At 44.7% G+C, this 22,461-nt stretch carries 25 protein-coding genes, 2 tRNA genes, 3 rRNA genes and 1 pseudogene (1 of these 31 only partly in view); 11 read left to right on the forward strand and 20 right to left on the reverse strand.

The genetic code is table 11. The annotated features are described in order from the left end of the window. The 3 genes from B1L02_RS00165 to rrf (B1L02_RS00175) all read left to right on the forward strand — a co-directional run. Positions 1-1,840, forward strand: a 23S ribosomal RNA gene (locus tag B1L02_RS00165) (it extends 1,044 nt beyond the left edge of the window). A gap of 191 nt (positions 1,841-2,031) precedes the next feature. Continuing rightward, a 5S ribosomal RNA gene (gene rrf / locus B1L02_RS00170) occupies positions 2,032-2,145 on the forward strand. A 40-nt stretch (positions 2,146-2,185) separates the two neighbouring features. Then, positions 2,186-2,299: ribosomal RNA gene (rrf, locus tag B1L02_RS00175) — 5S ribosomal RNA — on the forward strand. 190 nt (positions 2,300-2,489) lie between these two features. Here the strand turns inward: rrf (B1L02_RS00175) and B1L02_RS24085 are convergent. After that, a pseudogene (locus B1L02_RS24085) lies at positions 2,490-2,705 on the reverse strand (transposase); the annotation flags it as partial. Positions 2,706-3,473: 768 nt separating this feature from the next. Here B1L02_RS24085 and B1L02_RS00185 point away from each other — a divergent pair. After that, positions 3,474-3,659, forward strand: a complete 186-nt coding sequence (locus B1L02_RS00185) for a hypothetical protein (RefSeq protein ID WP_088529470.1) — start codon at positions 3,474-3,476, stop codon at positions 3,657-3,659. Between the two features lie 17 nt (positions 3,660-3,676). Here B1L02_RS00185 and B1L02_RS00190 read toward each other — a convergent pair whose 3' ends face one another. The 5 genes from B1L02_RS00190 to B1L02_RS00210 all read right to left on the reverse strand — a co-directional run bounded on the left by B1L02_RS00190 (position 3,677) and on the right by B1L02_RS00210 (position 6,769). Then, on the reverse strand, positions 3,677-4,057 hold the full coding sequence (locus B1L02_RS00190; RefSeq protein WP_088529471.1) for a hypothetical protein: 381 nt from the start codon (positions 4,055-4,057) through the stop codon (positions 3,677-3,679). Positions 4,058-4,065: 8 nt separating this feature from the next. Beyond that, positions 4,066-4,566 carry a hypothetical protein gene (locus B1L02_RS00195; protein ID WP_088529472.1) on the reverse strand — a complete coding sequence of 167 codons (501 nt, stop codon included), beginning with the start codon at positions 4,564-4,566 and terminating at the stop codon, positions 4,066-4,068. Between the two features lie 107 nt (positions 4,567-4,673). Beyond that, entirely contained in the window at positions 4,674-6,050 is a 1,377-nt protein-coding gene (locus tag B1L02_RS00200) for a class II fumarate hydratase (RefSeq protein WP_088529473.1), read from the reverse strand. A gap of 8 nt (positions 6,051-6,058) precedes the next feature. After that, positions 6,059-6,469, reverse strand: a complete 411-nt coding sequence (locus B1L02_RS00205) for a hypothetical protein (RefSeq protein ID WP_088529474.1) — start codon at positions 6,467-6,469, stop codon at positions 6,059-6,061. Positions 6,470-6,586: 117 nt separating this feature from the next. Beyond that, positions 6,587-6,769 carry a hypothetical protein gene (locus B1L02_RS00210; protein WP_010378070.1) on the reverse strand — a complete coding sequence of 61 codons (183 nt, stop codon included), beginning with the start codon at positions 6,767-6,769 and terminating at the stop codon, positions 6,587-6,589. Between the two features lie 166 nt (positions 6,770-6,935). Here B1L02_RS00210 and B1L02_RS00215 point away from each other — a divergent pair, with 166 nt between their 5' ends. Continuing rightward, positions 6,936-7,526 carry a DUF938 domain-containing protein gene (locus tag B1L02_RS00215; RefSeq protein WP_088529475.1) on the forward strand — a complete coding sequence of 197 codons (591 nt, stop codon included), beginning with the start codon at positions 6,936-6,938 and terminating at the stop codon, positions 7,524-7,526. Here the strand turns inward: B1L02_RS00215 and B1L02_RS00220 are convergent. The 3 genes from B1L02_RS00220 to B1L02_RS00230 all read right to left on the reverse strand — a co-directional run bounded on the left by B1L02_RS00220 (position 7,506) and on the right by B1L02_RS00230 (position 10,434). After that, positions 7,506-8,636: a GNAT family N-acetyltransferase gene (locus B1L02_RS00220; protein ID WP_088529476.1), complete on the reverse strand. Its 1,131-nt coding sequence runs from the start codon at positions 8,634-8,636 to the stop codon at positions 7,506-7,508. The genes B1L02_RS00215 and B1L02_RS00220 overlap by 21 nt on opposite strands. After that, positions 8,629-9,903: an alpha/beta hydrolase gene (locus B1L02_RS00225; RefSeq protein WP_088529477.1), complete on the reverse strand. Its 1,275-nt coding sequence runs from the start codon at positions 9,901-9,903 to the stop codon at positions 8,629-8,631. Before B1L02_RS00225 ends, B1L02_RS00220 begins: the two co-directional genes overlap by 8 nt. Before the next feature lie 63 nt (positions 9,904-9,966). Beyond that, on the reverse strand, positions 9,967-10,434 hold the full coding sequence (locus B1L02_RS00230; protein ID WP_174694567.1) for an Lrp/AsnC family transcriptional regulator: 468 nt from the start codon (positions 10,432-10,434) through the stop codon (positions 9,967-9,969). 116 nt (positions 10,435-10,550) lie between these two features. On the opposite strand from B1L02_RS00230, the gene B1L02_RS00235 reads away from it, so the two are divergent. Further along, the gene (locus B1L02_RS00235; protein ID WP_017219376.1) at positions 10,551-11,738 is read left to right on the forward strand and encodes a PrnB family protein; all 1,188 of its coding nucleotides are present in this window, start codon (positions 10,551-10,553) and stop codon (positions 11,736-11,738) included. After that, the gene (locus tag B1L02_RS00240) at positions 11,725-12,837 is read left to right on the forward strand and encodes an aminotransferase class V-fold PLP-dependent enzyme (RefSeq protein WP_088529479.1); all 1,113 of its coding nucleotides are present in this window, start codon (positions 11,725-11,727) and stop codon (positions 12,835-12,837) included. The genes B1L02_RS00235 and B1L02_RS00240 overlap by 14 nt, the downstream gene beginning before the upstream one ends. Here B1L02_RS00240 and B1L02_RS00245 read toward each other — a convergent pair. The 4 genes from B1L02_RS00245 to B1L02_RS23945 form a co-directional block, all read right to left on the reverse strand. After that, positions 12,834-13,583 (reverse strand): MBL fold metallo-hydrolase, encoded by a 750-nt coding sequence (locus tag B1L02_RS00245; RefSeq protein WP_088529480.1) that lies wholly within the window; start codon positions 13,581-13,583, stop codon positions 12,834-12,836. The genes B1L02_RS00240 and B1L02_RS00245 overlap by 4 nt on opposite strands. A 127-nt stretch (positions 13,584-13,710) precedes the next feature. Then, positions 13,711-13,803: transfer RNA gene (locus tag B1L02_RS00250), tRNA-Ser, on the reverse strand. A gap of 18 nt (positions 13,804-13,821) precedes the next feature. Further along, positions 13,822-13,912: transfer RNA gene (locus B1L02_RS00255), tRNA-Ser, on the reverse strand. 224 nt (positions 13,913-14,136) lie between these two features. Continuing rightward, entirely contained in the window at positions 14,137-14,283 is a 147-nt protein-coding gene (locus B1L02_RS23945; RefSeq protein WP_017219379.1) for a hypothetical protein, read from the reverse strand. 285 nt (positions 14,284-14,568) lie between these two features. Here B1L02_RS23945 and B1L02_RS00260 point away from each other — a divergent pair, with 285 nt between their 5' ends. Next, the gene (locus B1L02_RS00260; RefSeq protein ID WP_088529481.1) at positions 14,569-15,411 is read left to right on the forward strand and encodes a diacylglycerol/lipid kinase family protein; all 843 of its coding nucleotides are present in this window, start codon (positions 14,569-14,571) and stop codon (positions 15,409-15,411) included. A gap of 41 nt (positions 15,412-15,452) precedes the next feature. Here B1L02_RS00260 and B1L02_RS00265 read toward each other — a convergent pair whose 3' ends face one another. Further along, positions 15,453-16,367 carry a DMT family transporter gene (locus B1L02_RS00265; RefSeq protein WP_088529482.1) on the reverse strand — a complete coding sequence of 305 codons (915 nt, stop codon included), beginning with the start codon at positions 16,365-16,367 and terminating at the stop codon, positions 15,453-15,455. Between B1L02_RS00265 and B1L02_RS00270 the strand changes: the two genes are divergently transcribed. Further along, a complete protein-coding gene (locus B1L02_RS00270; protein ID WP_088529483.1) occupies positions 16,366-17,925 on the forward strand; it encodes a PLP-dependent aminotransferase family protein in 1,560 nt (519 codons plus the stop codon). The genes B1L02_RS00265 and B1L02_RS00270 overlap by 2 nt on opposite strands. 38 nt (positions 17,926-17,963) lie before the next feature. Here the strand turns inward: B1L02_RS00270 and B1L02_RS00275 are convergent, their stop codons facing one another. Continuing rightward, a complete protein-coding gene (locus B1L02_RS00275; RefSeq protein ID WP_088529484.1) occupies positions 17,964-18,749 on the reverse strand; it encodes a YggN family protein in 786 nt (261 codons plus the stop codon). Between the two features lie 288 nt (positions 18,750-19,037). On the opposite strand from B1L02_RS00275, the gene B1L02_RS00280 reads away from it, so the two are divergent. Beyond that, entirely contained in the window at positions 19,038-19,223 is a 186-nt protein-coding gene (locus tag B1L02_RS00280; protein ID WP_010604204.1) for a PA3496 family putative envelope integrity protein, read from the forward strand. A 196-nt stretch (positions 19,224-19,419) separates the two neighbouring features. Here the strand turns inward: B1L02_RS00280 and B1L02_RS00285 are convergent, their stop codons facing one another. From B1L02_RS00285 to B1L02_RS00295, 3 genes are all read right to left on the reverse strand, one after another. Continuing rightward, positions 19,420-19,866, reverse strand: a complete 447-nt coding sequence (locus B1L02_RS00285; protein WP_010378096.1) for a c-type cytochrome — start codon at positions 19,864-19,866, stop codon at positions 19,420-19,422. A gap of 101 nt (positions 19,867-19,967) precedes the next feature. After that, positions 19,968-20,432, reverse strand: a complete 465-nt coding sequence (locus B1L02_RS00290) for a DUF2721 domain-containing protein (RefSeq protein ID WP_017219384.1) — start codon at positions 20,430-20,432, stop codon at positions 19,968-19,970. 12 nt (positions 20,433-20,444) lie between these two features. Next, positions 20,445-20,957, reverse strand: coding sequence for a TlpA family protein disulfide reductase (locus B1L02_RS00295; RefSeq protein WP_088529486.1), 513 nt, complete (start codon positions 20,955-20,957; stop codon positions 20,445-20,447). 106 nt (positions 20,958-21,063) lie between these two features. On the opposite strand from B1L02_RS00295, the gene B1L02_RS00300 reads away from it, so the two are divergent. Continuing rightward, positions 21,064-21,492 (forward strand): YqaA family protein, encoded by a 429-nt coding sequence (locus tag B1L02_RS00300; RefSeq protein WP_088529487.1) that lies wholly within the window; start codon positions 21,064-21,066, stop codon positions 21,490-21,492. Between the two features lie 39 nt (positions 21,493-21,531). Here the strand turns inward: B1L02_RS00300 and folX are convergent, their stop codons facing one another. Both folX and folE read right to left on the reverse strand, forming a co-directional pair. Continuing rightward, on the reverse strand, positions 21,532-21,894 hold the full coding sequence (gene folX / locus B1L02_RS00305; RefSeq protein ID WP_088529488.1) for a dihydroneopterin triphosphate 2'-epimerase: 363 nt from the start codon (positions 21,892-21,894) through the stop codon (positions 21,532-21,534). Positions 21,895-21,901: 7 nt separating this feature from the next. Beyond that, positions 21,902-22,456, reverse strand: a complete 555-nt coding sequence (folE, locus tag B1L02_RS00310) for a GTP cyclohydrolase I FolE (RefSeq protein WP_010378105.1) — start codon at positions 22,454-22,456, stop codon at positions 21,902-21,904. Between the last annotated feature and the right edge of the window lie 5 nt (positions 22,457-22,461).

The following is a 22,461-nucleotide window of genomic DNA, read 5'->3' on the forward strand; positions in this document are numbered from 1 at the left end:
GGTTGGCTTAGAAGCAGCCACCCTTTAAAGAAAGCGTAATAGCTCACTAGTCGAGTCGGCCTGCGCGGAAGATGTAACGGGGCTAAACATACCACCGAAGCTACGGCTGCGAATTTATTCGCGGGGTAGGGGAGCGTTCTGTAAGTGGCTGAAGGTGTGCCGGGAGGCATGCTGGACATATCAGAAGTGCGAATGCTGACATGAGTAACGACAAGAGGAGTGAAAAACTCCTCCGCCGGAAGACCAAGGGTTCCTATCCCATGTTAATCAGGGTAGGGTGAGTCGACCCCTAAGGCGAGGCTGAAGAGCGTAGTCGATGGGAAACGGGTTAATATTCCCGTACTCGGTATGAATGCGATGGGGGGACGGAGCAGGCTAGGCAAGCATGGCGTTGGTTGTCCATGTGAAAGGCTGTAGGCTGGTGACTTAGGAAAATCCGGGTTGCTAAGGCTGAGAGTCGAGACGAGCCACTAAGGTGGTGAAGTTGTTGATGCCCTACTTCCAGGAAAAGCCTCTAAGCTTCAGTTCATACTGAATCGTACCCTAAACCGACACAGGTGGTCAGGTAGAGAATACTAAGGCGCTTGAGAGAACTCGGGTGAAGGAACTAGGCAAAATTGTACCGTAACTTCGGGAGAAGGTACGCTCTTGTTTGTGAAAGACTTGCTCTGTAAGCAAACGAGAGCCGCAGTGACCAGGTGGCTGGGACTGTTTATTAAAAACACAGCACTGTGCAAAATCGTAAGATGACGTATACGGTGTGACACCTGCCCGGTGCCGGAAGGTTAATTGATGGGGTTAGCTTAGGCGAAGCTCTTGATCGAAGCCCCGGTAAACGGCGGCCGTAACTATAACGGTCCTAAGGTAGCGAAATTCCTTGTCGGGTAAGTTCCGACCTGCACGAATGGTGTAACCATGGCCACGCTGTCTCCACCCGAGACTCAGTGAAATTGAAATCGCAGTGAAGATGCTGTGTACCCGCGGCTAGACGGAAAGACCCCGTGAACCTTTACTACAGCTTGGCACTGAACATTGACCCTACATGTGTAGGATAGGTGGGAGGCTTTGAAGCGCAGACGCTAGTTTGTGTGGAGCCGACCTTGAAATACCACCCTTGTAGTGTTGATGTTCTAACTTAGGCCCCTGAATCGGGGTTGAGGACAGTGCCTGGTGGGTAGTTTGACTGGGGCGGTCTCCTCCCAAAGAGTAACGGAGGAGCACGAAGGTTTGCTAAGTACGGTCGGACATCGTACGGTTAGTGTAATGGTAGAAGCAAGCTTAACTGCGAGACAGACACGTCGAGCAGGTACGAAAGTAGGTCATAGTGATCCGGTGGTTCTGAATGGAAGGGCCATCGCTCAACGGATAAAAGGTACTCCGGGGATAACAGGCTGATACCGCCCAAGAGTTCATATCGACGGCGGTGTTTGGCACCTCGATGTCGGCTCATCACATCCTGGGGCTGAAGTCGGTCCCAAGGGTATGGCTGTTCGCCATTTAAAGTGGTACGCGAGCTGGGTTTAGAACGTCGTGAGACAGTTCGGTCCCTATCTGCCGTGGGCGTTTGAGAATTGAGAGGGGCTGCTCCTAGTACGAGAGGACCGGAGTGGACGAACCGCTGGTGTTCGGGTTGTGATGCCAATTGCATTGCCCGGTAGCTACGTTCGGAATCGATAACCGCTGAAAGCATCTAAGCGGGAAGCGAGCCTCGAGATGAGTTCTCACTTTGACTTAGAGTCAACTGAAGGGCCGTTGAAGACTACAACGTTGATAGGCGAGATGTGGAAGTGCTGTGAGGCATTAAGCTAACTCGTACTAATTACCCGTGAGGCTTAACCATACAACGCCAAAGTGGTTTATAAGCGACAGAAGTTAATAGACTAAAGTAGACAAAAGAATTTAATAAGCTTTTTCCGGATTTAAGAATTAAACAAGGTGACCAACCTCAGCGGTATCGCGAAATCGGTTCACCTTGCGCAAATGGAATGCTCGTGCGAGGCACGATGTCATTAGACATTTGCCCCCAGTTTTCCTGGTGACTATAGCGTTTTGGAACCACCTGACCCCATGCCGAACTCAGAAGTGAAACAAAACAGCGTCGATGATAGTGTGGATTACCCATGTGAAAGTAGAACATCGCCAGGGCCAAATTTAATATAAAAATAAAAACTAAAAACAGTATTTTCCTGATGACCATAGCGTTTTGGAACCACCTGACCCCATGCCGAACTCAGAAGTGAAACAAAACAGCGTCGATGATAGTGTGGATTACCCATGTGAAAGTAGAACATCGTCAGGGCCAATTAGAGAAACCCGCTGCAGCAATGCGACGGGTTTTTTGCTATGTGCGATTAAAAAAACCTCGCAAGCCAATCAACACATCGCGAGGTAAACTCGCTCCTACCACAGTATCAGCACAGTGCAACATGGTAGGAGATGTATGGACTCCTCTCCCTTAACGGGAGAGTACGGTATAATACCAATCCATCTTAACTTTTTCCCACCTCTATCCAGTCACGTTGACACATTTTAACCACTCGTTTTGTACATGATACAAAGTCATTCCAAGCCTCACTACAACTCTCAACAATATCTTCATAACCTTTGAAACAACGATTTGCTAAATGATGCTGACGCAGCCAACTCCATACTTGCTCTATTGGGTTCAGCTCAGGAGAATAGGGAAGTAGCTTGATAATACCAATTAGTCTTAATACTTGCTCAATTTGAAGGAGCAAATCCGACGCTAACTGCGTTAAGAATTTCTCATTTAGAACAACTAAATAGCAAAATTTTCGCCTAGTTATCGACAAGATTTTCTCGCCTCAAAATAGATCACTTAATTAAGCTAATTGGTATCAGAAGTGAAACAAAACAGCCGAAGGGTCGGCCCCAGTCAATGATAGTGTGGATCATCCATATGACTCTCTATTGAAAAAATGAGAACATCCTACTTCGTAGCGAACTAGGGCCAAATAAGAGGTTGATGAAAAGCGTTCATCCATGAACTTCATCGACATTCGAACATCCATGTACATCAAAACCCGTTGCAGCAATGCGACGGGTTTTTTGCTATGTGCGATTTAAAAAGCCACGCAAGGCAATCAATACATCGCGAGGTAAACTCGCTCCCACCACAGTATAAACATGTATCGTGGGAGGCGGTTTATCCGCCGATGGCTTGCAATGAAAGTTTCGGCCCAAAAATAATGTGGAACACCCATGTACATCAAAACCCGTTTCAACAATATGACGGGTTTTTTCCTATGTGTGATTTAAAAAACCTCGCAAGGTAATCAACACATCGCGAGGTAAACTCGCTCCCACCACAGTATCAGCACAGTGCAACATGGTAGGGGGTGGTTTATCCGCCGAGCATTTGCGAGCGAGAAGCTGCTATATGGTTTTATGCAATAAGGGCTATAAGGAAGGGTCAATTAACGATATGATGGGCTAAAAACAGGGGATTTAGCGTGTCATTTCATTTAATTGCACTGTTGGTAATATTTGCATTGTTTGGTACTTCAGCCACTTACCTAATTCGCTTTATGTATAGCTATTGGATTAAGAAGCGGCTTGAACTGAAGTATATTGTTAATGCGGGTGTTTGTGCGGTTTTAGTGATGGTGATCTCAGTGATTAATGAGGTTGTTCGATAATCTGAGCGCTCATCAGTTTATAAAGGCACTGCCTGACAGGTATGCGCAATACATAGTGTTTGTATTGGCATCACAGGTTCACAACTAACCGCTGGCGCTTTTCCTTTGTTATTCCGCTTTTCTTGCTCTGTAATAGCGCTAACGACTGCTTCTACATCTTGCTCATCAGTATGCTTCGTTGAATAGATCAGGTATTCTCTTGGTCCACCACAGGTTAATCGCTCACCTACCCCAATTACTTTACATTGGTAGCTTGCATCACACCCAATATTTGCTTTTATATCGCTGAGTGTATGTGCAGCATTAGAGCGACTTGTTGTATCGCTTGGTGTCATTTCACAGCCAGATAACGCCGCAATTAGTGTGCCGATGCAAGCGAGAGAAATAGCTAACTTCATTATTGCCTCTAGTATGTAGGACGACTATTTTCTAGTTTAACACACTTATTTTCAACGCATTGTGTTGCGGGTTCAATTAAATGCTGACAGATACTCATCATCTGATTTTGCATATTATAGGCGCGCTCTAATGTAGTAATTTGCTCCGCTAGCTGCTTAACTTGGGCCTCATCTGCTGATTTTGTTGAATACACTAGATAAGAAGAAGGGCCACCACAGGCACGATCGCCAACGGCAATGACTTTACAATGGGTATCGTTATCACAGCTTTTGTCGGCCACGATGTTTTCCAATGATTGTTTATGGGTTTTGATATCAGAGGTATCGAGCTTTTTACCATCTTGTTGAATAGGCAAGCTTGCTTCTTTTGATTCTTTAATTTCGGTGTGCTTTTCGCTTACAGTTTTGGTTTCCTGTGCTTTTTGTTCTGTGGTTTCTTTTTTAGTTACTTCTTCTTGGCAACCAAACAGCAAAAAGGTTGTCAGTAAAGTGGGGATCATCTTGTTCATTATATGCTCTCCTAATGTTTGCTAATTAAACTACGCAAGTCCTTAAGGAATAGCAAGCTCTGCAGCCTGCATACACCATCTGTGATTGCAGGCTGTGAAGGACGGCGCTATAGACCGCCTTTGGTGAGTTTTTGCGGATCGAGTAATGATTGAAGTTCGTCTTCACTCAGATCGGTTTGTTCAGCAGCAACCTCTATAATTGGACGTCCTTCTTTGTATGCAAGTTTGGCGATTTGTGCTGCTTTTTCATACCCGATCACAGGATTTAACGCGGTAACTAAAATCGGGTTTTTAGCCAATGCCTTTTGAATATTCTGCTCATTCACTTTAAAGCTTGAGATAGCTTTGTCCGCAAGTAGCCTCGCGGTATTCGAAAGGATCTCAATGCTTTGCAAAATATTTAGTGCAATCACTGGCAACATAACGTTCAGCTCAAAATTGCCAGACTGGCCTGCAACACTAATCGTTGCATCATTACCTATCACTTGAGCACTGGCCATTGCAGCCGCTTCTGGAATAACAGGGTTTACTTTACCTGGCATGATTGAAGAGCCTGGTTGTAGCGCCTCAAGTTCGATTTCACCTAGGCCAGCAAGCGGTCCTGAATTCATCCAGCGCAAGTCATTGGCTATCTTCATTTGTGCTACTGCAAAGGTTTTAAGTTGGCCGGAAAGTCCCACTATCGCGTCTTGTGAACCGATATGATAGAAAAAGTTGCTGCCTTTACTGAAACGGATCCCGATGTTAGTGCTCAAGTTTTGGCTAAATAATTTAGCGAACTGTGGATCGGCATTAACTCCTGTGCCTACCGCTGTTCCACCTTGACCTAACTCGTAGACTTTCTCTAAGGAGTGAACAATTCCCTGACAAGCGTTATCTACTTGCGCTTGCCAGCCACTTAATGTTTGTGCAAAGGTCACCGGCATTGCATCCATTAAGTGAGTACGGCCAGTTTTGACGTGATGGCCAACTTGCTCAGCTTTTTGTTCAATACTACTAGATAAGTGTTTTAGTGCTGGCAAAAGGTCATACACCGCTGTGATTGCACTACTTACGTGAATAGCTGTTGGGATCACATCGTTTGAGCTTTGACCCATGTTAACGTCATCATTAGGATGAATTGCTACGCCGCTTAATTCAGTAGCCAGTGTGGCTACCACTTCGTTGGCATTCATGTTTGAACTGGTTCCAGAACCTGTCTGAAAGACATCCACTGGAAATTGGTCTAAGTGTTTGCCATCAATTAGCTGCTGACAGGCACTCACTATCGCTGTTGCTTTATCACTTGATAGATGTCCAAGGGATTGATTGGTTTCTGCTGCGGCTTGTTTGATGTAGGCCAATGCTTTGATAAAGCTACTTGGCATTGTGATCCCGCTAATGGGAAAGTTATTTACAGCGCGCTGTGTTTGCGCCTTGTAGAGCGCATGCTCAGGAACATCTAATGTTCCCATACTATCGGATTCTTGACGAAATGTAGTCATCGTTGCTCCTAATAAAAAGGGTTAAACTGCTGGCAGGTTTGGCACGCATCTCGCTGGAGCTTCAGAAATTGCTGTGACGAAGTATGGTGGTGTTTATAAAACCGTTTTAGTGCCAGCAAAGGTTTAAATAATTGATCCATGCATTGCTTGCGTATGGCTGTATCAACGAGTGGATCGGCTATCTGTTCTAACAGTTCGGATAATGTATTTTTAAGATAAAACTCTTGCAGCAGCGGGTTATTGTGGCGCTCGTACCATTTCGCCATGCCTATGCCCGCCGAAATGTATTCCGCAACCAAGAGCGGAGCCTCGAGTTGTGGTCGCTGGCAGTGGCGATTAAGCTTCGCACGATAAGTCTGTAATAAGGTAGCTAGCTGCATAAATACAAAACCAAACGATGTAATGATAATGGTTATCATTACATCGTTTGGTTGGCAATTCAAGCTTTAGTATTCGCACTGCCAAACAATTTGTTTAGCATTCACCATAGCAGCTCACTATGAGTCTGAAATGAATTTAAGAAAGTGTGATTAAGCTTAATTATAGCCGAGGAGATATTGCTGTTCTGAATGCTCTTTCTCTTGTTCTTCGAGTTGCATCAGGTTGGCGACTTCTTGTCGGTAAGCGCGACTTTTCGTGAAGGTATTTTTACGCTTCTTCAGAACAAGTCCTTCGCTTTTAAGTTGGCTTGGCATTTGGGTGATCTCTGAAATTTTCATGCTCGCTTCTCCTCTTAGTACTCTTTAAACTTAGCAGAAGTTGTACCAAAATAAATTTCTTTTCTAATTTTAATTGCTTAGTAGAAGTTTTAGCTATTTGCCTTGCAATTGAGATAAATTCTTGCCTCAATGAGGCGCATAAATCGATCAAAATAGTGCAAACGAAATGACAAAACCTTACTCTCAAGCGTGTGAAAACAATAAACGGCCAATATTAGAAAAGCTCACTCCCTATCTAAATAAACCGTTGAAAGTGCTAGAGGTAGGCTCTGGTACGGGTCAGCATGCTGTGCACTTTGCTGCGGCGTTACCGCATTTAACGTGGCAGACGGCGGACAGGGAGATTAATCACGCAGGTATTCAAGCGTGGCTTGATGATGCAGAATTAGAAAATACTTTACCGCCATTGGCGCTAGACTTACACCATGCGTGGCCTGTTAATCAGCGTTATGATGTGATCTATACCGCTAATACCTTGCACATTGTGTCATCAACGCTCGTTGAGCGCTTAATCGCAGGAGTAGGACGACACCTTAAAGAAAGCGGCTACCTGATAGTTTATGGGCCGTTTAATTATCAAGGTGAATTTACGAGCGAGAGTAACCGAGAGTTTGATGCGTATTTAAAATCGCAAGACAAAGAGAGTGGCATTCGCGATCAAGAATGGGTATTGGCGCTTGCAGCAGAGCAAGGACTTACACTACAGCAAGACTATGCGATGCCGGCTAATAATCGCTTATTGGTGTTTAAACGGTAATTTTGCTTGGCACTCGGTAAAGTAATGCTCGAGTGCGTCAGCTTCGCGCTTGGTAAAATCCTCAAGCGCTTGTTGAAAGTCAGGTTGAAATAAGCGGTGATACGATTGCCTCCACACCGGCTCAAAACCCCTCACTAACTTGTGCTCGCCTTGAGCACCCGCGTCAAAGACAGCAAGCTGATTAGCAATGGCGTACTCTATGCCTTGATAGTAACACAGCTCAAAATGCAAAAAGTCGTAACTATCCTCAATTGCGCCCCAATAGCGACCATACAAGGTATCGCCATCCACAAGATATAAACTGGTGGCGATAATTTCGTGGTTTAAGTAAGCGCAGCAAAGACGAAGCTTATCTGGCATCGAGGTGATAACTTGCTGAAAAAAATCGCGAGAGAGATAGCCGTGGTGTCGCGAACGTTTAAGGTAGGTGAGTTGGTAGCTGAGAAAAAACGCATCAAGTTGTACTGTGCTTATTTCTCTGCCAACAGTCCAGCTTATGTTAATACCTTGGGCAATCACAGCTTGGCGCTCTTTCACGACCATTTTACGCTTTCTTGATGTGAGTTGTGCGAGAAAATCATCGAACTCGGCGTAACCTTGATTATGCCAATGAAATTGCACATTGCGGCGCATCGTTAAATGACTCTGAACGAGGAAGTCGCTTTCACGACAAAAGTTAATATGGACTCCACTAATGCCCAGTTGGGCGAGGCTCGTGAGCGTGGTGTCAATATATTCAAGCAAGCAAGAAGACAGTCGTTTAGTTAATATTCTTGGCCCTTGAGTTGGCGTAAAGGGGACACCACACAGCCATTTAGGATAGTAATCTAATCCGTGGCGCTCGTAGGCTTCAGCAAAAGCCCAATCAAAAACGTACTCGCCATAAGAGTGCGATTTAATATAGCCTGGCAAAATTGCAATCAACTCGCCTTGGCGTTCAATCATTAGGTGATGAGGTATCCAACCAGTCTCTTTGCTGGTGCAGCCGCTCAACTCTAATGCAAGCAGCCAAGCGTAGCTCGTAAATACATGTGATGGTGAAACACAGTCCCACTGTGCTTCTGTCACTTCAGTCAGAGAATGGATAAACCTGTGTTGGTACTCAGTCATTGTGGCCGTCAAAAAATGCGAGCAGTGCTTGCTCAAAGTTGCTGTAATCAGGGTTAAACGTGATCCGTGCAAGAGCAGTGTATTGCGTCATGCTTTTCTCGTGACGCTCGCCAAAATGGACGGTTTTACCTGTGCGGCAGTTAATGAAGGCTTGGTCTTCTAAGTGGTAACTGGTGCAATTACGATAAGGCCCTTTGCGGCCATAAAAAATATGTTCAGATGGCTGCAAAATACCAATATGAGACATATCGACAATGTTGTCGGCTTTCACGCTCCGATAATTCACACCTTGCTTAGCCAATGGCGTTTCCGAGTAGATAAATAGTGTCAATGTTGACTTAGGTTGCCACTTTTCTAGCAGCTTTGCCGTTGCATGATTATCTATGGTGGTATCGACATCGCTATAGCTGATAAACATAGGTACATCTGGCAAAGTGGTGAGTGATTTGAGTGGCGCCATAGCCTGATGGGCTAACGTTGCGCCATGCCATGGAAAAGATTCATATTTGGCGAAATCCAAATCTGCGTCTTCATCTATCCAGTTGACAAATGGCACGTAATCAATCCATTTGGCTAGCCAACCGTTCTTATTATGTGGCTCCGTGGCGGGTGAGATAAGTGCAACAGAGTCTAAATTATTGGGCTTGTGCTTCGCTATGCTACTCAGCATCAAGGCGGCACCCGTGGAGTAACCAAGTACGGAAAAATGCTTAAAATCTTGGCTCGTCTGTGCGATGGCATAATCCGTATGGGTTTGCCAATCGTCAATATCAACTTCGGCTAAATCGCTAGGTGCAGTCGCGTGGCCTGGTAGTAACATGGTTCTGACATTGTATCCTGCTTCATAGAGCGCTGCCGCAAGGTAGTGATAAGTAAAAGGAGAATCGGTCAGACCATGGATAAGTAAAATGGCGTGATCTTTGTTGTCATGCTCAAGTGAAAAGGGCGCGATTAAGTCGCTTACTTTGGGGGTTGTCAGGTTGAGTAATTTTGCAGTGGGCGTCATTAACGGGCACGGCAGTGTAGCGCGGGGATTACGGCTTTCAATAATTTGCTTAGTCGAACGAATATAATCGTTATAGTTTTTTATATTCGCTATATCGACGGTGACAGGGCCTTTATCGATCGCTTCGCGAAATAATCCCGACGCTTTGCTCTTGGTGAATAGCGACATATCACTCACTTGGGTAACACAGTCTTGTGCGATGACCAAAGGTGAGCCAAGCAGGCTAAAAGCAAATACTGTGGAGGTAAGGTAGTGGCGCATAGTCGGTCCTTATGAGCATAAAATCACATGCAGTATAGCGAGAACAGGTGACGATAAAAATGGTTAGCGGATCGGTAATATGCGTTTCGCAAAAGTTTGCTTGAGGACAATCGTTGATTCAATCCCGCTAATCACCTTACAGGCGCCCAGTTGATGTTTGACAAATTGTTCATAGCTGGGCAAATCCTTTGCTACGATTTCCAATAGGTAATCATGACTTCCAGAGATCACCGAACAGCTGATCACCTGATCTTCAGATTCCACGTGTTGTTCAAATAAATGCGCTGCGGTTGCGGTATTTTCGCTGAGTTTTATAAATGCATAAACCAAAATACTTAGGTCAACTTGCGCTCTATCCAGTGCCGCATGATAGCCTGAAATTACTCCTGTATCTTGCAAGCGTTTTACGCGTCGAAGACAGGGAGTATCGGAAAGGTTTGCCTTTTCGGCGAGTGAGGCATTACTCAAACGTGCATTATGCTGCAAGGAGTTAAGGAGCAATTTGTCCTTGGCATCTAGATTTACCGACATAAACCAAATAAAAGAGTGATTCTTGCTAATCAGTATTAAACTTTTAGAGAAAATTGGCAAATTATGCTCGTGGTGATTTGCTAGCCTTAACTGTGGAATAATCACGAGAAGTAATAATGAGTCCATTAGCCGTACAATTTGACGCTTGGATTAGAGGTCCGTTTGTGGACCTTAACGACAAGCTTGAACATCTTTATTGGCAGCAACAGGATAAAGCAAACGTTGAAGGCGTTGGTGAAACGCTAAAAGCACAGTTATTAGAAGAAGGTAATCAACTGATCCAAGCCTTGCTAGAAGAAGGTAATACCGACGAAGGCTTTGAGCAAGCATTCGACTTACTCGGTAACGTTGGTCTATTTATGGCTGCATGCAGACGCCACGAAATTACCGAGCCAAGCCGTGAAAGGGTGTCTCCACTAACACAAGCATCGGCACTGGCTATGCACATCGGTGCCTCTTTGGGAGTTACGCCGCGCTTCGCAACGGCTCATCTCACCACACACAACCGGGCAATCAACGGCGTGTATAAGCGCTTTACCTCTCATCCGGCAGAGCGCTTATTCATCGACTACAATACTCAGGCCATTCTTGCCTATAAACGAGCATCCGAATCGCTAATGAAGGTACATCATTTGGGAATTTCCCATCCCATGTCATTGGTGCTACTCAAACAAGTTAAGCAAGCGCTGCTTGAGGTGATAGAGTCTAATCGAGAGTTATTTAAGGAACTGGATACCGAGGCATTCTTTTACGTTGTACGACCCTATTACAAACCTTACCGAGTTGGTAAAGAGGTCTATCGTGGTGCAAACGCTGGAGATTTTGCGGGTATCAATGTTATCGATATGATGTTGGGGTTATGCCCGGCTAATGACATTAGTTACGGTCAAATGCTGGTGGAAAAATTCCTCTATATGATGCCAGAAGACCAAGCAACCCTGCGTGAATGCATGCGTACGCCTAATTTAATGGATGCGTTTCTGAGTGCATTGAAAGGGCCGAAAAGTGATTGGTTCGGCCCTGCCTGTAGCTTGTTTATACAAGTGTGTAAGCTGCATGGAGATACGGCCATACAACATCACAATCAACTCGTCGAAAAGTATATCGCCAAACCTTCGCAGGCAATGCAGCAACAGCACTTAAGCAAAGTGACCGCCAGTGGTCCACCGATTGAAGTCTTACTCAAAGAACTCGCAGACTTAAGAGATAGACGAGCAGCTGCCGAGCGCGCTGATATCTTTACTCGGCATCATGACTTAAAACGACTACGCCAAGCAATAGGGGTTAAGCATGAAGCAATATAGGGATGATTTTCACCTGCCTACGGGTCACTATTTATTGAGTCATTCCGTTGGTCGTGTGTTGAAATCTGCGGCGGAAGATTTTCATCAGCAATTTATGGTGCCGTGGCAACAACAAAATCAAGAGCCTTGGCAGCAGTGGCTAAGTGGAATTGATCGCTTTACCTCAGCCCTAGCTTCCCTATTACACACCGATGCGCGCCTGTTTTGTCCGCAAACAAACCTTTCCAGTGGTTTAACGAAATGGGCGATGAGTTTGCCCGAAAGTGGCATTCGTAAAGTACGTGTATTGATGAGTGAGCAAGACTTCCCCAGCATGGGGTTTGCGTTACAAAACGCGCTGGACAATATTGAGATTGTCTATGTTCCCGAAGCGATGAATATGCACGACCTAAGTGTGTGGCAGCAATATATTGACGAGCAAATTGACTGGGTATTTGTCAGTCATGTGTATTCGAACAGCGGTCGGCAGGCGCCTGTCGCTGACATCATTAGCCTTGCTAACCAATATGGCTGTCGAAGCATTATTGATATTGCTCAGTCACTTAGTGTATTACCAATAAATTTAAGCGAGTGGGGCGCGGATTGCGTTATCGGCTCTTGTGTGAAATGGAGCTGCGGTGGCCCTGGCGCCGGTTTTATTTGGGTGAATGAAGATGTCTTGCCTTATTGCGAGCCAAAAGATGTTGGCTGGTTTTCGCATCAAAATCCATTCGAGTTTGATATTCATCATTTTGCGCTGAGTGAAAGTGCGCTGCGTTTTTGGGGCGGTACACCAAGTGTGGCACCTTATATCTATGCGGGGCACAGCCTTGGCTATTTTGCCGAGCTTGGGATTGAGCAAGTAAGAGCGCACAACTTTGCTTTGTTATCTGAGTTACAAGCGGCATTGCCTGAATTTTATCGCTCTCCTACAGCACAGAGTGCTTGCTCGGGGACAGCTATTTTGCATTTTGGCTCGCGGCATGAGTCAGTGATGGAGCAGCTTAAGCGAGCAGGCATTGCTGTGGATAATCGTCGCTACGGTATTCGTGTCTCACCACATATTTATAATAGTCAGGAGGACATCGCGCAGTTGGTGCAGGTTATCAACGAAAGCTAGTTTCCTAATCCTAGTGCTTTTTTGGTCTTCTTCTTCACCGAGCGCCAATGTGTCATTGGCTGCTTGGGCGCGCGCGCTATCAATGCGTTGAAATCAATTTCTTCTGCAAGTACCTCTCCTTGATGCGCCAAGAGCACGGAGTTGGGTTGTAGTGCCTTTACTTTGGCAAGAGATTGGCGATACAAGCGTGGATAGAATACCGGAAAAGGCGCAACAAATTGCCCTTTCACTTTTACCGTCAAATCCGCCACATAGATGCGCTTACTGGGGAGATGATACAAGCTCAAATCTCTATCCGTATGACCGGGTGTGTGTATCGCTTGCCATTCGTTAAAGTGGGGCAAGCTATCACCATCGGCTAGGTAAAAGTCTGGTGATAATTGTCTTGAGTACCAAAGATTGCGTTTGGCCTTGCGCTTTCTCCCTGCAACCCAAAGTGCCAGTGCCATATCGGAGAGGTGCATCATGACCCCATCAATACCACGATACCACTGACTGGGGGCATTTGCGGCCGCAATCTTTGCGCCCGTGAGTTTTTTGAGTTTGTGCGCGCCACCGGCATGATCTGGGTGCATATGCGTGACCACAATCAGCTTGAGTGCGCTTAGTGGCTTTTGCAGTTGTTGGATGTAGTTGCAGACCAACTCAACATCGGCACGACAGCAACCATCGAGTAACAGCAGGCCCGTTTCGTGTTCAACCAGATAAATATGTTGAATATAGCCTTCTAAGACATGGATTTTCATTAGTCACACTCATTTCCCCAATCAGATCTCAACATAGCATAGGTTAAAGACATCTGACCAGTTGTGTGTGGAAGTGATAAATTGCAGACATAAAAAAACCGCAATTAAGCGGTTTGTTTATAAGTGATGGCGGAGAAGGAGGGATTCGAACCCTCGATAGGGCTACAAACCCTATACTCCCTTAGCAGGGGAGCGCCTTCAGCCACTCGGCCACCTCTCCAGCGCAATACTTTAAAAATGGCGGAGAGATAGGGATTTGAACCCTAGATACGCTATTAACGTATGCCGGTTTTCAAGACCGGTGCTTTCAACCACTCAGCCATCTCTCCATGGGCAAAGATAATACTTAGCGATTTAGGCGCTGTAAACCGTTTTTAAACTGTTTGCTTAAAAAATGTGCTAAAAGTGAGGTTTTTTTAAAATTGTGCTAGAAATTAGCGGTTTGACGAAGAGGTTTTGTACAAAAATGCTGGTTGAAGTGGTGCTTTTATGGTCTATTGAAACAAATGCTGACGAGAGCATGGCGGGTTGGGACGCCATGCTCTGTGCAGACTTACTTATACATAATCACGTCTTTTAACGCTAAGTGTTGACCACATACTGCCAACCACTTCGTCCAATTGATACGACGTTGTTTAGTTGGTTGTGTTTGGTTAAACGTGTTTTGTGATGGGCTGCAAGGTGCAGCTGAATTAAGCATGTCTGGCTCCTAATAAGCAATGATTGAAAACAAGGCTATTTTGCACGCAATCTGTTTAAATTTAAAACGATAAAAATTGATGTTTTCGGATAAAAATAACTAATGAATTAATGGTTTATTCATTTTTGTTTTAATGGATTTTTTGCATGTTTATGCATGACTTTGATTGTCTTGGTTAGGCTGTAACCCAATTAATATGGGTGTTTGTGGTTTTTGTTTTTGATTTTTGGTTTTAGTTTTGGTTTTTTATTCATATAAGTTGAGTTTTTGTATTTAAGGGTTTTTATGCTGGTGGTAGTCAACCCTTTAGCGGGTGCTGAGGGGAAAGCGCAAATTGCATGGTTAAAGCAACAATTAACACAACAACAGTTGACGGCAACTTGGTTTAATACCACTGGAAACTTTGTCGCAGATAGGGACGCAATTGCTCAAGCTGCTACGGCGGGAGTTAGCGTGGTGGTGATTGGGGGGGATGGCACGTTGCATCTAGTCGCCAATGCCATTGCTGAGCGGGATAACACGCTTGCGTTGCTGCCTGCGGGGACTGGCAACGATTTTGCTCGGCAGTTTAATTATTCCAAAGCACAGTGGCGAGCAGCTGTATTTTCAGATCAGGTCACAACTATTGATTTGGGTAAAGTGGACGGGCGCTGGTTTGTCAATGTTGCTGGGATTGGCTTTAACGCGCATGTCATGAATAACTTAGGACAAACCAAACGCTTAGGAAAGCTGAGCTATATCTATGCGGGATTAATGTCGCTGTTTACTGCACAACTCATTCGCTATCACAGCAAAGCGTGGCCTGAGCAGGGTTTGATGTTGTTACTTGCGAATGGCAAACACTTTGGGGCAGGGCTAACTCCCGCTCCTATGGCTTGTCTTGATGACGGTCAGCTGGAGCTGCTGTGGTTCACGCCGCAAACGCATTGGCAGCGAGTGGTACTGTTTGTCAATCTGCTGCTAAAACGCCATATGGGCACGAGAAATGTGCATCACGCCCGCATTGCAGAGCTTTTTATTGCACAAGAGGGGTATGACATTGAAGCTGATGGCGAGATTGTTGGGTGCACGCCTGCGACGATAACCTGCTGCCGCCGAGCTCTGAGCATAAAAAAAGCGCCATTATAAAATGGCGCTGAAAAGTAAGAAGCTAAAGTATTGGTAAGACTTCAACTTCTAACTGGGGACCGAATGAACAACCAAGCGTAGATGCGATCTAAAGGCGTGAGTACAATCGCATTACCTAGGATGACCAAAATAAACCCAATAAAGGTGTTTTGCTGCCACTCAAAGCCTTCAAATAAGGTGCTCAATACCACGGCAACAAAAGGAAATAACACTATCAAATAACTCGCTTTCTCAGGGCCAATATTCTTGAGTAATGAGAAATAACAACCAAAGGCGATGACGGTGCCAAACACGCTAAGGTAAATCAGAGACCACCAATATGATGCCGGGGCTTGGTTGATAAACTGATGATCACTAAATGCGACATAAGTAGCTAACATGACAGCGCTGTAAAGCATGCCCCACGCATTTCCCGCCATAACATCAATTTGCTGGTTGGAATTACGCACGCTCACCATATTGCCGAGTGATGCGACCACTGTTCCTAATAGAGCTAATGATAATCCCAAGAAGGCCTTGCTTTGCAAATCAAATGCGACCAAATCGTGCCAAAACAAGCTGACTATCCCAAGCGTGCCCAGTGATGCGCCAAAGTAAATTCGCTTTGCAATAGGTTTGGCAAAAAACAGCTTAGTGTTGACGATGTTAACGACCAATAATAATGAAAACGCAATCGAGGCCATTGCTGACGTTAAATGTGCCTGAGCCCAATATAAGAAGAGATAGTTAGCACCAAAATTACACAGCGCTAAGAGGATAAAAAAGCCGTGATCTCGTCGAGAAAATCGCATTGGCACACGCTTATAGATGACAAATGCCCACATACAAACCGCGGCGAGGCCAAAGCGGTAAAACAGCGACACAAACTCGTTGATGCTGCCAAGCTGGTATTCAATGGCAAGCCATGTTGATCCCCAGATCAACACTGTGATGGCGTAAAGAAATAGATTTTTCATGATCGGTTCTAGATTCAAACAGCAGTGGAAGTCTGTAGTTTACGCTGTTATTCTGTATAAGCTATATACAGAATTTACTAATTTATACCTATACAGATTATTACTTATGAGTACAGTGATTCGACGCCAACATTCCGCCTTTCTCTATCAGCAGGTGATCCAAATGATCTTGTCGATGGCAGAGCAAGAGTCTATTTTACCGGGCGAAAAGCTTCCCTCATTGCGTGTTATGGCGCAAAACTTAAATGTCAGTATCCCAACGGTAAAGCAGGCTTATCAAGCACTTGAAGATCAAGGAAAAGTGGTTGCCAAAGAGAAGTCCGGCTACTTTTTATGCCACAGAGCTTCACACAACGACTCGCCAAAGCGTGCACGATTGCCTGCCAAACCTGTGGTGGTTAACAAGCAGGTGTTGATTGAACAAGTGTATAAAGGGATCCATCAGCCACATGCCATCCCTTTAGGCATCGCTAACCCTATTGCTATCGCTGGTACAGAGCAGGTTCTTGCCAAAATTATGCGCCGCGCAATGAAAGAAGCGGGGAATGAGCTCATCAATTATGGTCCTATGGATGGTTTAGATAGCTTAAAAAAGCAAATCGTGCGGCGTTATTTGGATATGGGCTTAGCAATAGATATGGACGAAGTGGTGATCACCAATGGCGCGCAAGAAGCACTAGCGATTGCGTTACAAGCGGTGACTAAGCCCGGGGACGTGATAGCGATTGAGTCCCCCTGTTATTTTGGCATTGTTGAACTGGCTGAAAACTTAGGGTTAAAGGCCATTGAAATACCAGTTTGCCCGGATGATGGCATTTGGCTGAGCGACCTTGAACGGGCGCTTGAAAAGCATGATATTCGAGCTTGTGTGTTTTCTACCAGTATTAGTAACCCGCTTGGCAGTTTTATGCCAGATACGAGACGTGCGCAGCTGGTGGCGTTATTAGAGCAACGTGGCGTGGTGTTGATAGAAGACGATGTGTATGGGGATTTATATTTTACCGAGCAGCGTGGCATACCGGCACAAGCATTTAGCCACAAGGGCTTAGTGATCACATGTGCTTCTTTTTCAAAAACCGCAGCACCGAGCTATCGAGTAGGTTGGATGGTTGCCAGTCAATTTAGTGCAAAAGCAAAGCGTATAAAACGTGCGTTGAGTTGCTCGTCATCGTTAATGAATCAATGGGCATTGGCGGATTTTCTCAGCTCAGGGGGCTACGAGCGCCACTTAAAGCTGGTCCGCAAACGGTTAATTGAGAATCGAGATCGCATGATCCAAGCGGTGAATGTTGCATTTGGTCGTGAGGTAAGAGTCAGTCGCCCGCAAGGTGGTTGTGTACTGTGGTTAGACTTAGGCAAGCAAGTCGATGGTGCCTTGCTATTCCAAAAAGCCTTGGAGCGCGGGATCAGTATTACGCCTGGTACGCTATTTAGTGCCAGCAAAAAGTATCAAAATTGTATTCGTATCAGTTATGGTTTGCCGTGGGATGATTCGGTAGAGCAAGCGATTAAAACGCTGGGTGAGTTGGCTGATGCACAAAGGAAAGGGTTGGCATAACTTATCCTAAATTAGGAGTAAGTTATGCCAATTTCAGATTATTTAAATTTAAATAGTTGGTACTCCGACATTGCGGGGATAGACTTTGCGACAATGGCTTCGTTTTGCGCTATTTGCTCAAAGTCACCACACAGTGCGTCTGCTTTTTTCTCAATAGATTCTGCCTGTTGTTCAACTTTGGTTTCGATTTGTGTTGCGAAGTTTTCCATACGTTGTTCAAAGCTGCTCATATCACCGTTTGAATCCGACATTTCGTTGCCAATCGCCACCAGTAAGCTACCTATCGATTGCATCATGGCACCTTGTACTGCAGTCTCAATTTTCTCTTCAAACTGATTATCGAAATTTTGGCCAAACTCATTAAAGGTTTGCTTGCCCATCACAAATGCACCTTGCTGATAAAACGTATTTTGCACTTCCGTTTCGAGGTCGTCGATCACAGCATGAATGCTATCTAAACTGGTTAAATTAAAGGTTTGCGCCACTTCATTAAGGGCAACGCCCGCTAACTTTATGCCCTCAAAGGCAATGTCAGCCACTTGTGGTAGGCGGCCTCTTAGTTCATCACCATATTGCGTGAGCATCGTTTTTTGCTGCGTATTGAGTGCGATGCGCTCGCCATTGAGTATTAGTTCGCCGAGGTTGTTGATTTCAGCTGTTCTGTTTTTGGCCGTTGTGATCACCAAGTTATCAGGGGTGATCCTAACGTCATTCTGAAATTCTACTTCACAATTGTCACCACTAAACGTGATGTTATTTTTTTCGTGTGCAGCGACGGTGGTTGTCATCATCGTTGCTGCAGTTAGTAGTAAAATTTTATTCATGGTCGATCCTTATTGGCTCAGTTGTATGATTGTTGTTACAAGAACAATGCCAAATATGAATAACATTAAAATCAATGTGTTATGTTTTTGCATTGAAATTTAATGTGCTATAAAAGTGATGGAATTGACTAAAATATAGTTGTTTTTGTCAAAATGAATTAGGCAATAAAAAATTTTTATTGTAAGGATAAGAAACTCTCACTTTTCAGAATGACAATTTAGCGCTAAATAGTGATCTTGAGAGACGGCTCTCATTTTATTAATGACTATTTAATTTTGGAGTTAGTTGTGGGTAAGACATTCTCTTACGATGCGCTTGATGATGATTTTGCAGACGATGAATTTGAAAAGTTGGGTCGTAACCAACATGACAAGCAAAAACGTAAAGTCAAAAGAAAGCTAGACGACTACTTAGAGCAAAAACGCCTACGTAGAAATCTAGGCGATGATGATTTCGACTACATTGATGATTGATCACTAGGCGTCATCTACGAGTCTAGCACCGACAGTAACTCAATTTGGCTGTGTGATAAAGCAGGGCAGTGAGTTGTTGGGTGTGATGTCTGAGCTACTAGTTACTGTCTCGTTGGTGATAGCCAAGCAAGTGACGAGATATTCAGATAGTAAGCAGCCGCAAATATGCGGCTGTTTTGTTTTTATACGATTGGTATTAATCTTTGAAAGATTTATGGCAGTCTTTACAGCCTTTTGCCCAATCTTTAAATGCAGAAGCAATCAGCTTTTTGTCGCCAGAGTCAGCTGCAACAGCCAGTGCTTGAGCATACTCGGCAAATTGCTTGGCTTTACCATCGAACTCAGCTCTGTTTGACCAAACGGCTGGTAGGGCATCAGTATTGCCTTTGTCAGAACCGTCGATAAATGCTTCCCAAGGCATTTGCGATAATTGCGCAGCATTGTGAGCACGTTGCTTAAATACTTCTGCATCAAATGGCACTTTGCCTTTTAGCATGTCGCCCATATTGCCAATCTGGAAACGGATCAATTGGAAAGACGCTTGGCGGTATTCAATCGCATCTTCAGCCGATTCAAACATCGTGTTAGCTTGTGCTGTCGCTGCAAGGCAGCTAAATAGTGTGACGGTAAGTAGTTTCTTCATAGTAAACCCCTAATATTTTTCCCTATTTTCAATGTAAATTACAAATATAATCAAACAATTGCGATAAGTTCCCTGTGATGGAGGAAACTAGTTTCAAATAATCAGCTCTCGATGTCTTTGAATATCATGCCCCTGCGCATACTGCGGGTGGCTAGAAAGATTTCTCCAAGTAACGAGACAAACGCGCCAATAAGCAGCACCATAGCGGCGATAAAACAAGACGATAAAGTAATGCCCAATGGCATACTGTACAAGTGTGACATGAACAGCAGCATAACCACTGCACACACAAGCAACGCACTGAGTACACTCATGCTAAATGCAACGTGAATAAAGCGAGACCGTTTTAACAGCGCGCGCATTTCGCGGCTAAAGTGCATTTTGAGCTCTTCATCTTGCGTGGTATTGATCTTTCTATCAAGTAAGCGAGCCCTATCTGTGATCCGTGCTAAGCGATTTGATAGTACTCCTAAGGTCGCAGCAATACCCGTAATTAAAAATACAGGAGCAACGGCGGTCTGGATAACTTTGGCCATCGTGAGAATGCTAACGACTTCTGGATTCATATAGTTACCTCGTTAATTCCAGTTTAGTTTTGATAAGGTGTTGGGTTGCTCACCGATGAGGGTTTGCATCACTTGATTGTGTTCATCAAGCAATATGACTCGTGGAATGCCTTTGTTGGCATAGGTGTTGTAAATATCTCGATTAGGGTCGGCAACAAAATGGACGGGCAATTGCATGGTTTCGTTGAATTGCTCAAGCGTAGTGTTCGTTTCTTCTCGGCCAATGGCAACGATGGTTAAATCGGCTCGGGTTAATAATTCAGATTGTTTTAGTTCACTCAACAAACGTTGTGAATCAGAGCACCAAGTCGCGAATAAAATCACGAGTTTTTTGTGTTTAGCATCGAACCTAAGGGCTTGGTTTTTGATATCCGTAAATTGCAAGTGCTTGAAGGTGTCGCCAGCATGGATATAGGTCTCATAGCCATCTTCTGTTTTTGGTTGCGCTTCGTTAGAGGCTTTGCAGCCACTTAATCCGGTAGCGAGTATGGTACTAAGTAGTAACATTTTTATTGTTGTTTTCATGCCTATCCCTTGTTTCCATGTCAGTGTTTTTGAAGTCTTGCGCATATTTCAGTATATTGCCCGACTTAGGTGATTTCTTAAAGTCCAATTTCTTATAGCCGTTGATATGATTTACCTTTCTTTATTTGGGCTTGCTTTTATTGCCGCAACCTTATTACCTGCGTCGTCGGAGCTGGCATTGAGTGGGCTCGTTGTGAAACAACAAGGCGAATTAGTTTGGTTATGGCTGGCTGCGACAACGGGTAATTTACTTGGTAGCTGTGTGAACTATTATCTTGGTTGGTTTATCGCTAAATGGCGGGATAAGCGCTGGTTTCCGGTTTCTCAACGGCAATACGACAAGGCTTGCGGGTTGTTTAATCGTTACGGCAAGTTTTCATTGCTATTTGCTTGGCTGCCCATAGTCGGAGATCCTTTGACTGTGGTAGCGGGGTCTTTACGAACCTCTTTTGGGTGGTTTTTTGTGTTAGTCGCGCTCGGTAAAGGCGCCCGTTATGCACTGGTGATTTACCTTGCCCTACAGGTGATTTCTTAACACCAGAAGGCAAGGAAGAGAATATCGAAGTCAGATCGCTTAGTTCCTGTACCAATCAAGTGTGAGTGATACTGAGTCAGCAAACCGTAAAGCGTGTGGTTTATCTACGGTGACTTTCGCGTACGTCACGTCTTGATGTTGATGACATTCAGTGAGTATGTCTGCCACTAATTTCTCAAGTAACAAAAAATGCCCTTCTTCTACCAGTGTGATGACAGCTTTGGTCACCGTTTTGTAGTTAAGCGCGTGAGCCACGTTATCATGATCTAAACATGCCGTATCCGCTGGGTAGTGAATTTCAATATTGATCACCACATCTTGCTTTTTTTCCCGCTCCTCGGGATTAAAACCAATAAAGGTACGTAGCCTTAAATTCGTCACCTTAATAATGGCATTCGACATAGCGTGCTTATCCTTTCACTAACTGTAAAAATTCGTTGCGGGTTTTGGGGTCGCTTCTGAAGTTACCAAGCATGACAGACGTTCGCATGCTAGAATTTTGTTTTTCAACCCCACGCATCATCATACACATATGTTTGGCTTCAACGATCACGCCAACGCCTTTTGCGCCGGTGACTTCCTCAACGGCCTTGGCGATTTGATGAGTTAGCTGTTCTTGGATTTGAAAACGTCGGGCAAACATATCAACAATGCGGGCAAATTTAGACAAGCCAAGCACTTTACCGTTAGGTATATAAGCGATGTGACAACGGCCAACGAAAGGTAGAAGGTGATGCTCACACATAGAGTACAACTCTATATCTTGGACCAGCACCATATCATCGGCATCCGAGCTGAATACCGCGTTGTTGGTGATTTCATCCAGTGTTTGACGGTAACCCTGAGTCAGATATTCCATCGCTTTCGCTGCGCGCTTTGGTGTGTCTAGTAATCCTTCGCGGTCTGCATCTTCGCCCACTGCTTCAATAATTGTTTTATAACTTTGTTGTAATTTGTCTTGCATAATGC

The organism is Pseudoalteromonas piscicida, assembly GCF_002208135.1.
Taxonomy (GTDB): Bacteria; Pseudomonadota; Gammaproteobacteria; order Enterobacterales; family Alteromonadaceae; genus Pseudoalteromonas; species Pseudoalteromonas piscicida_A.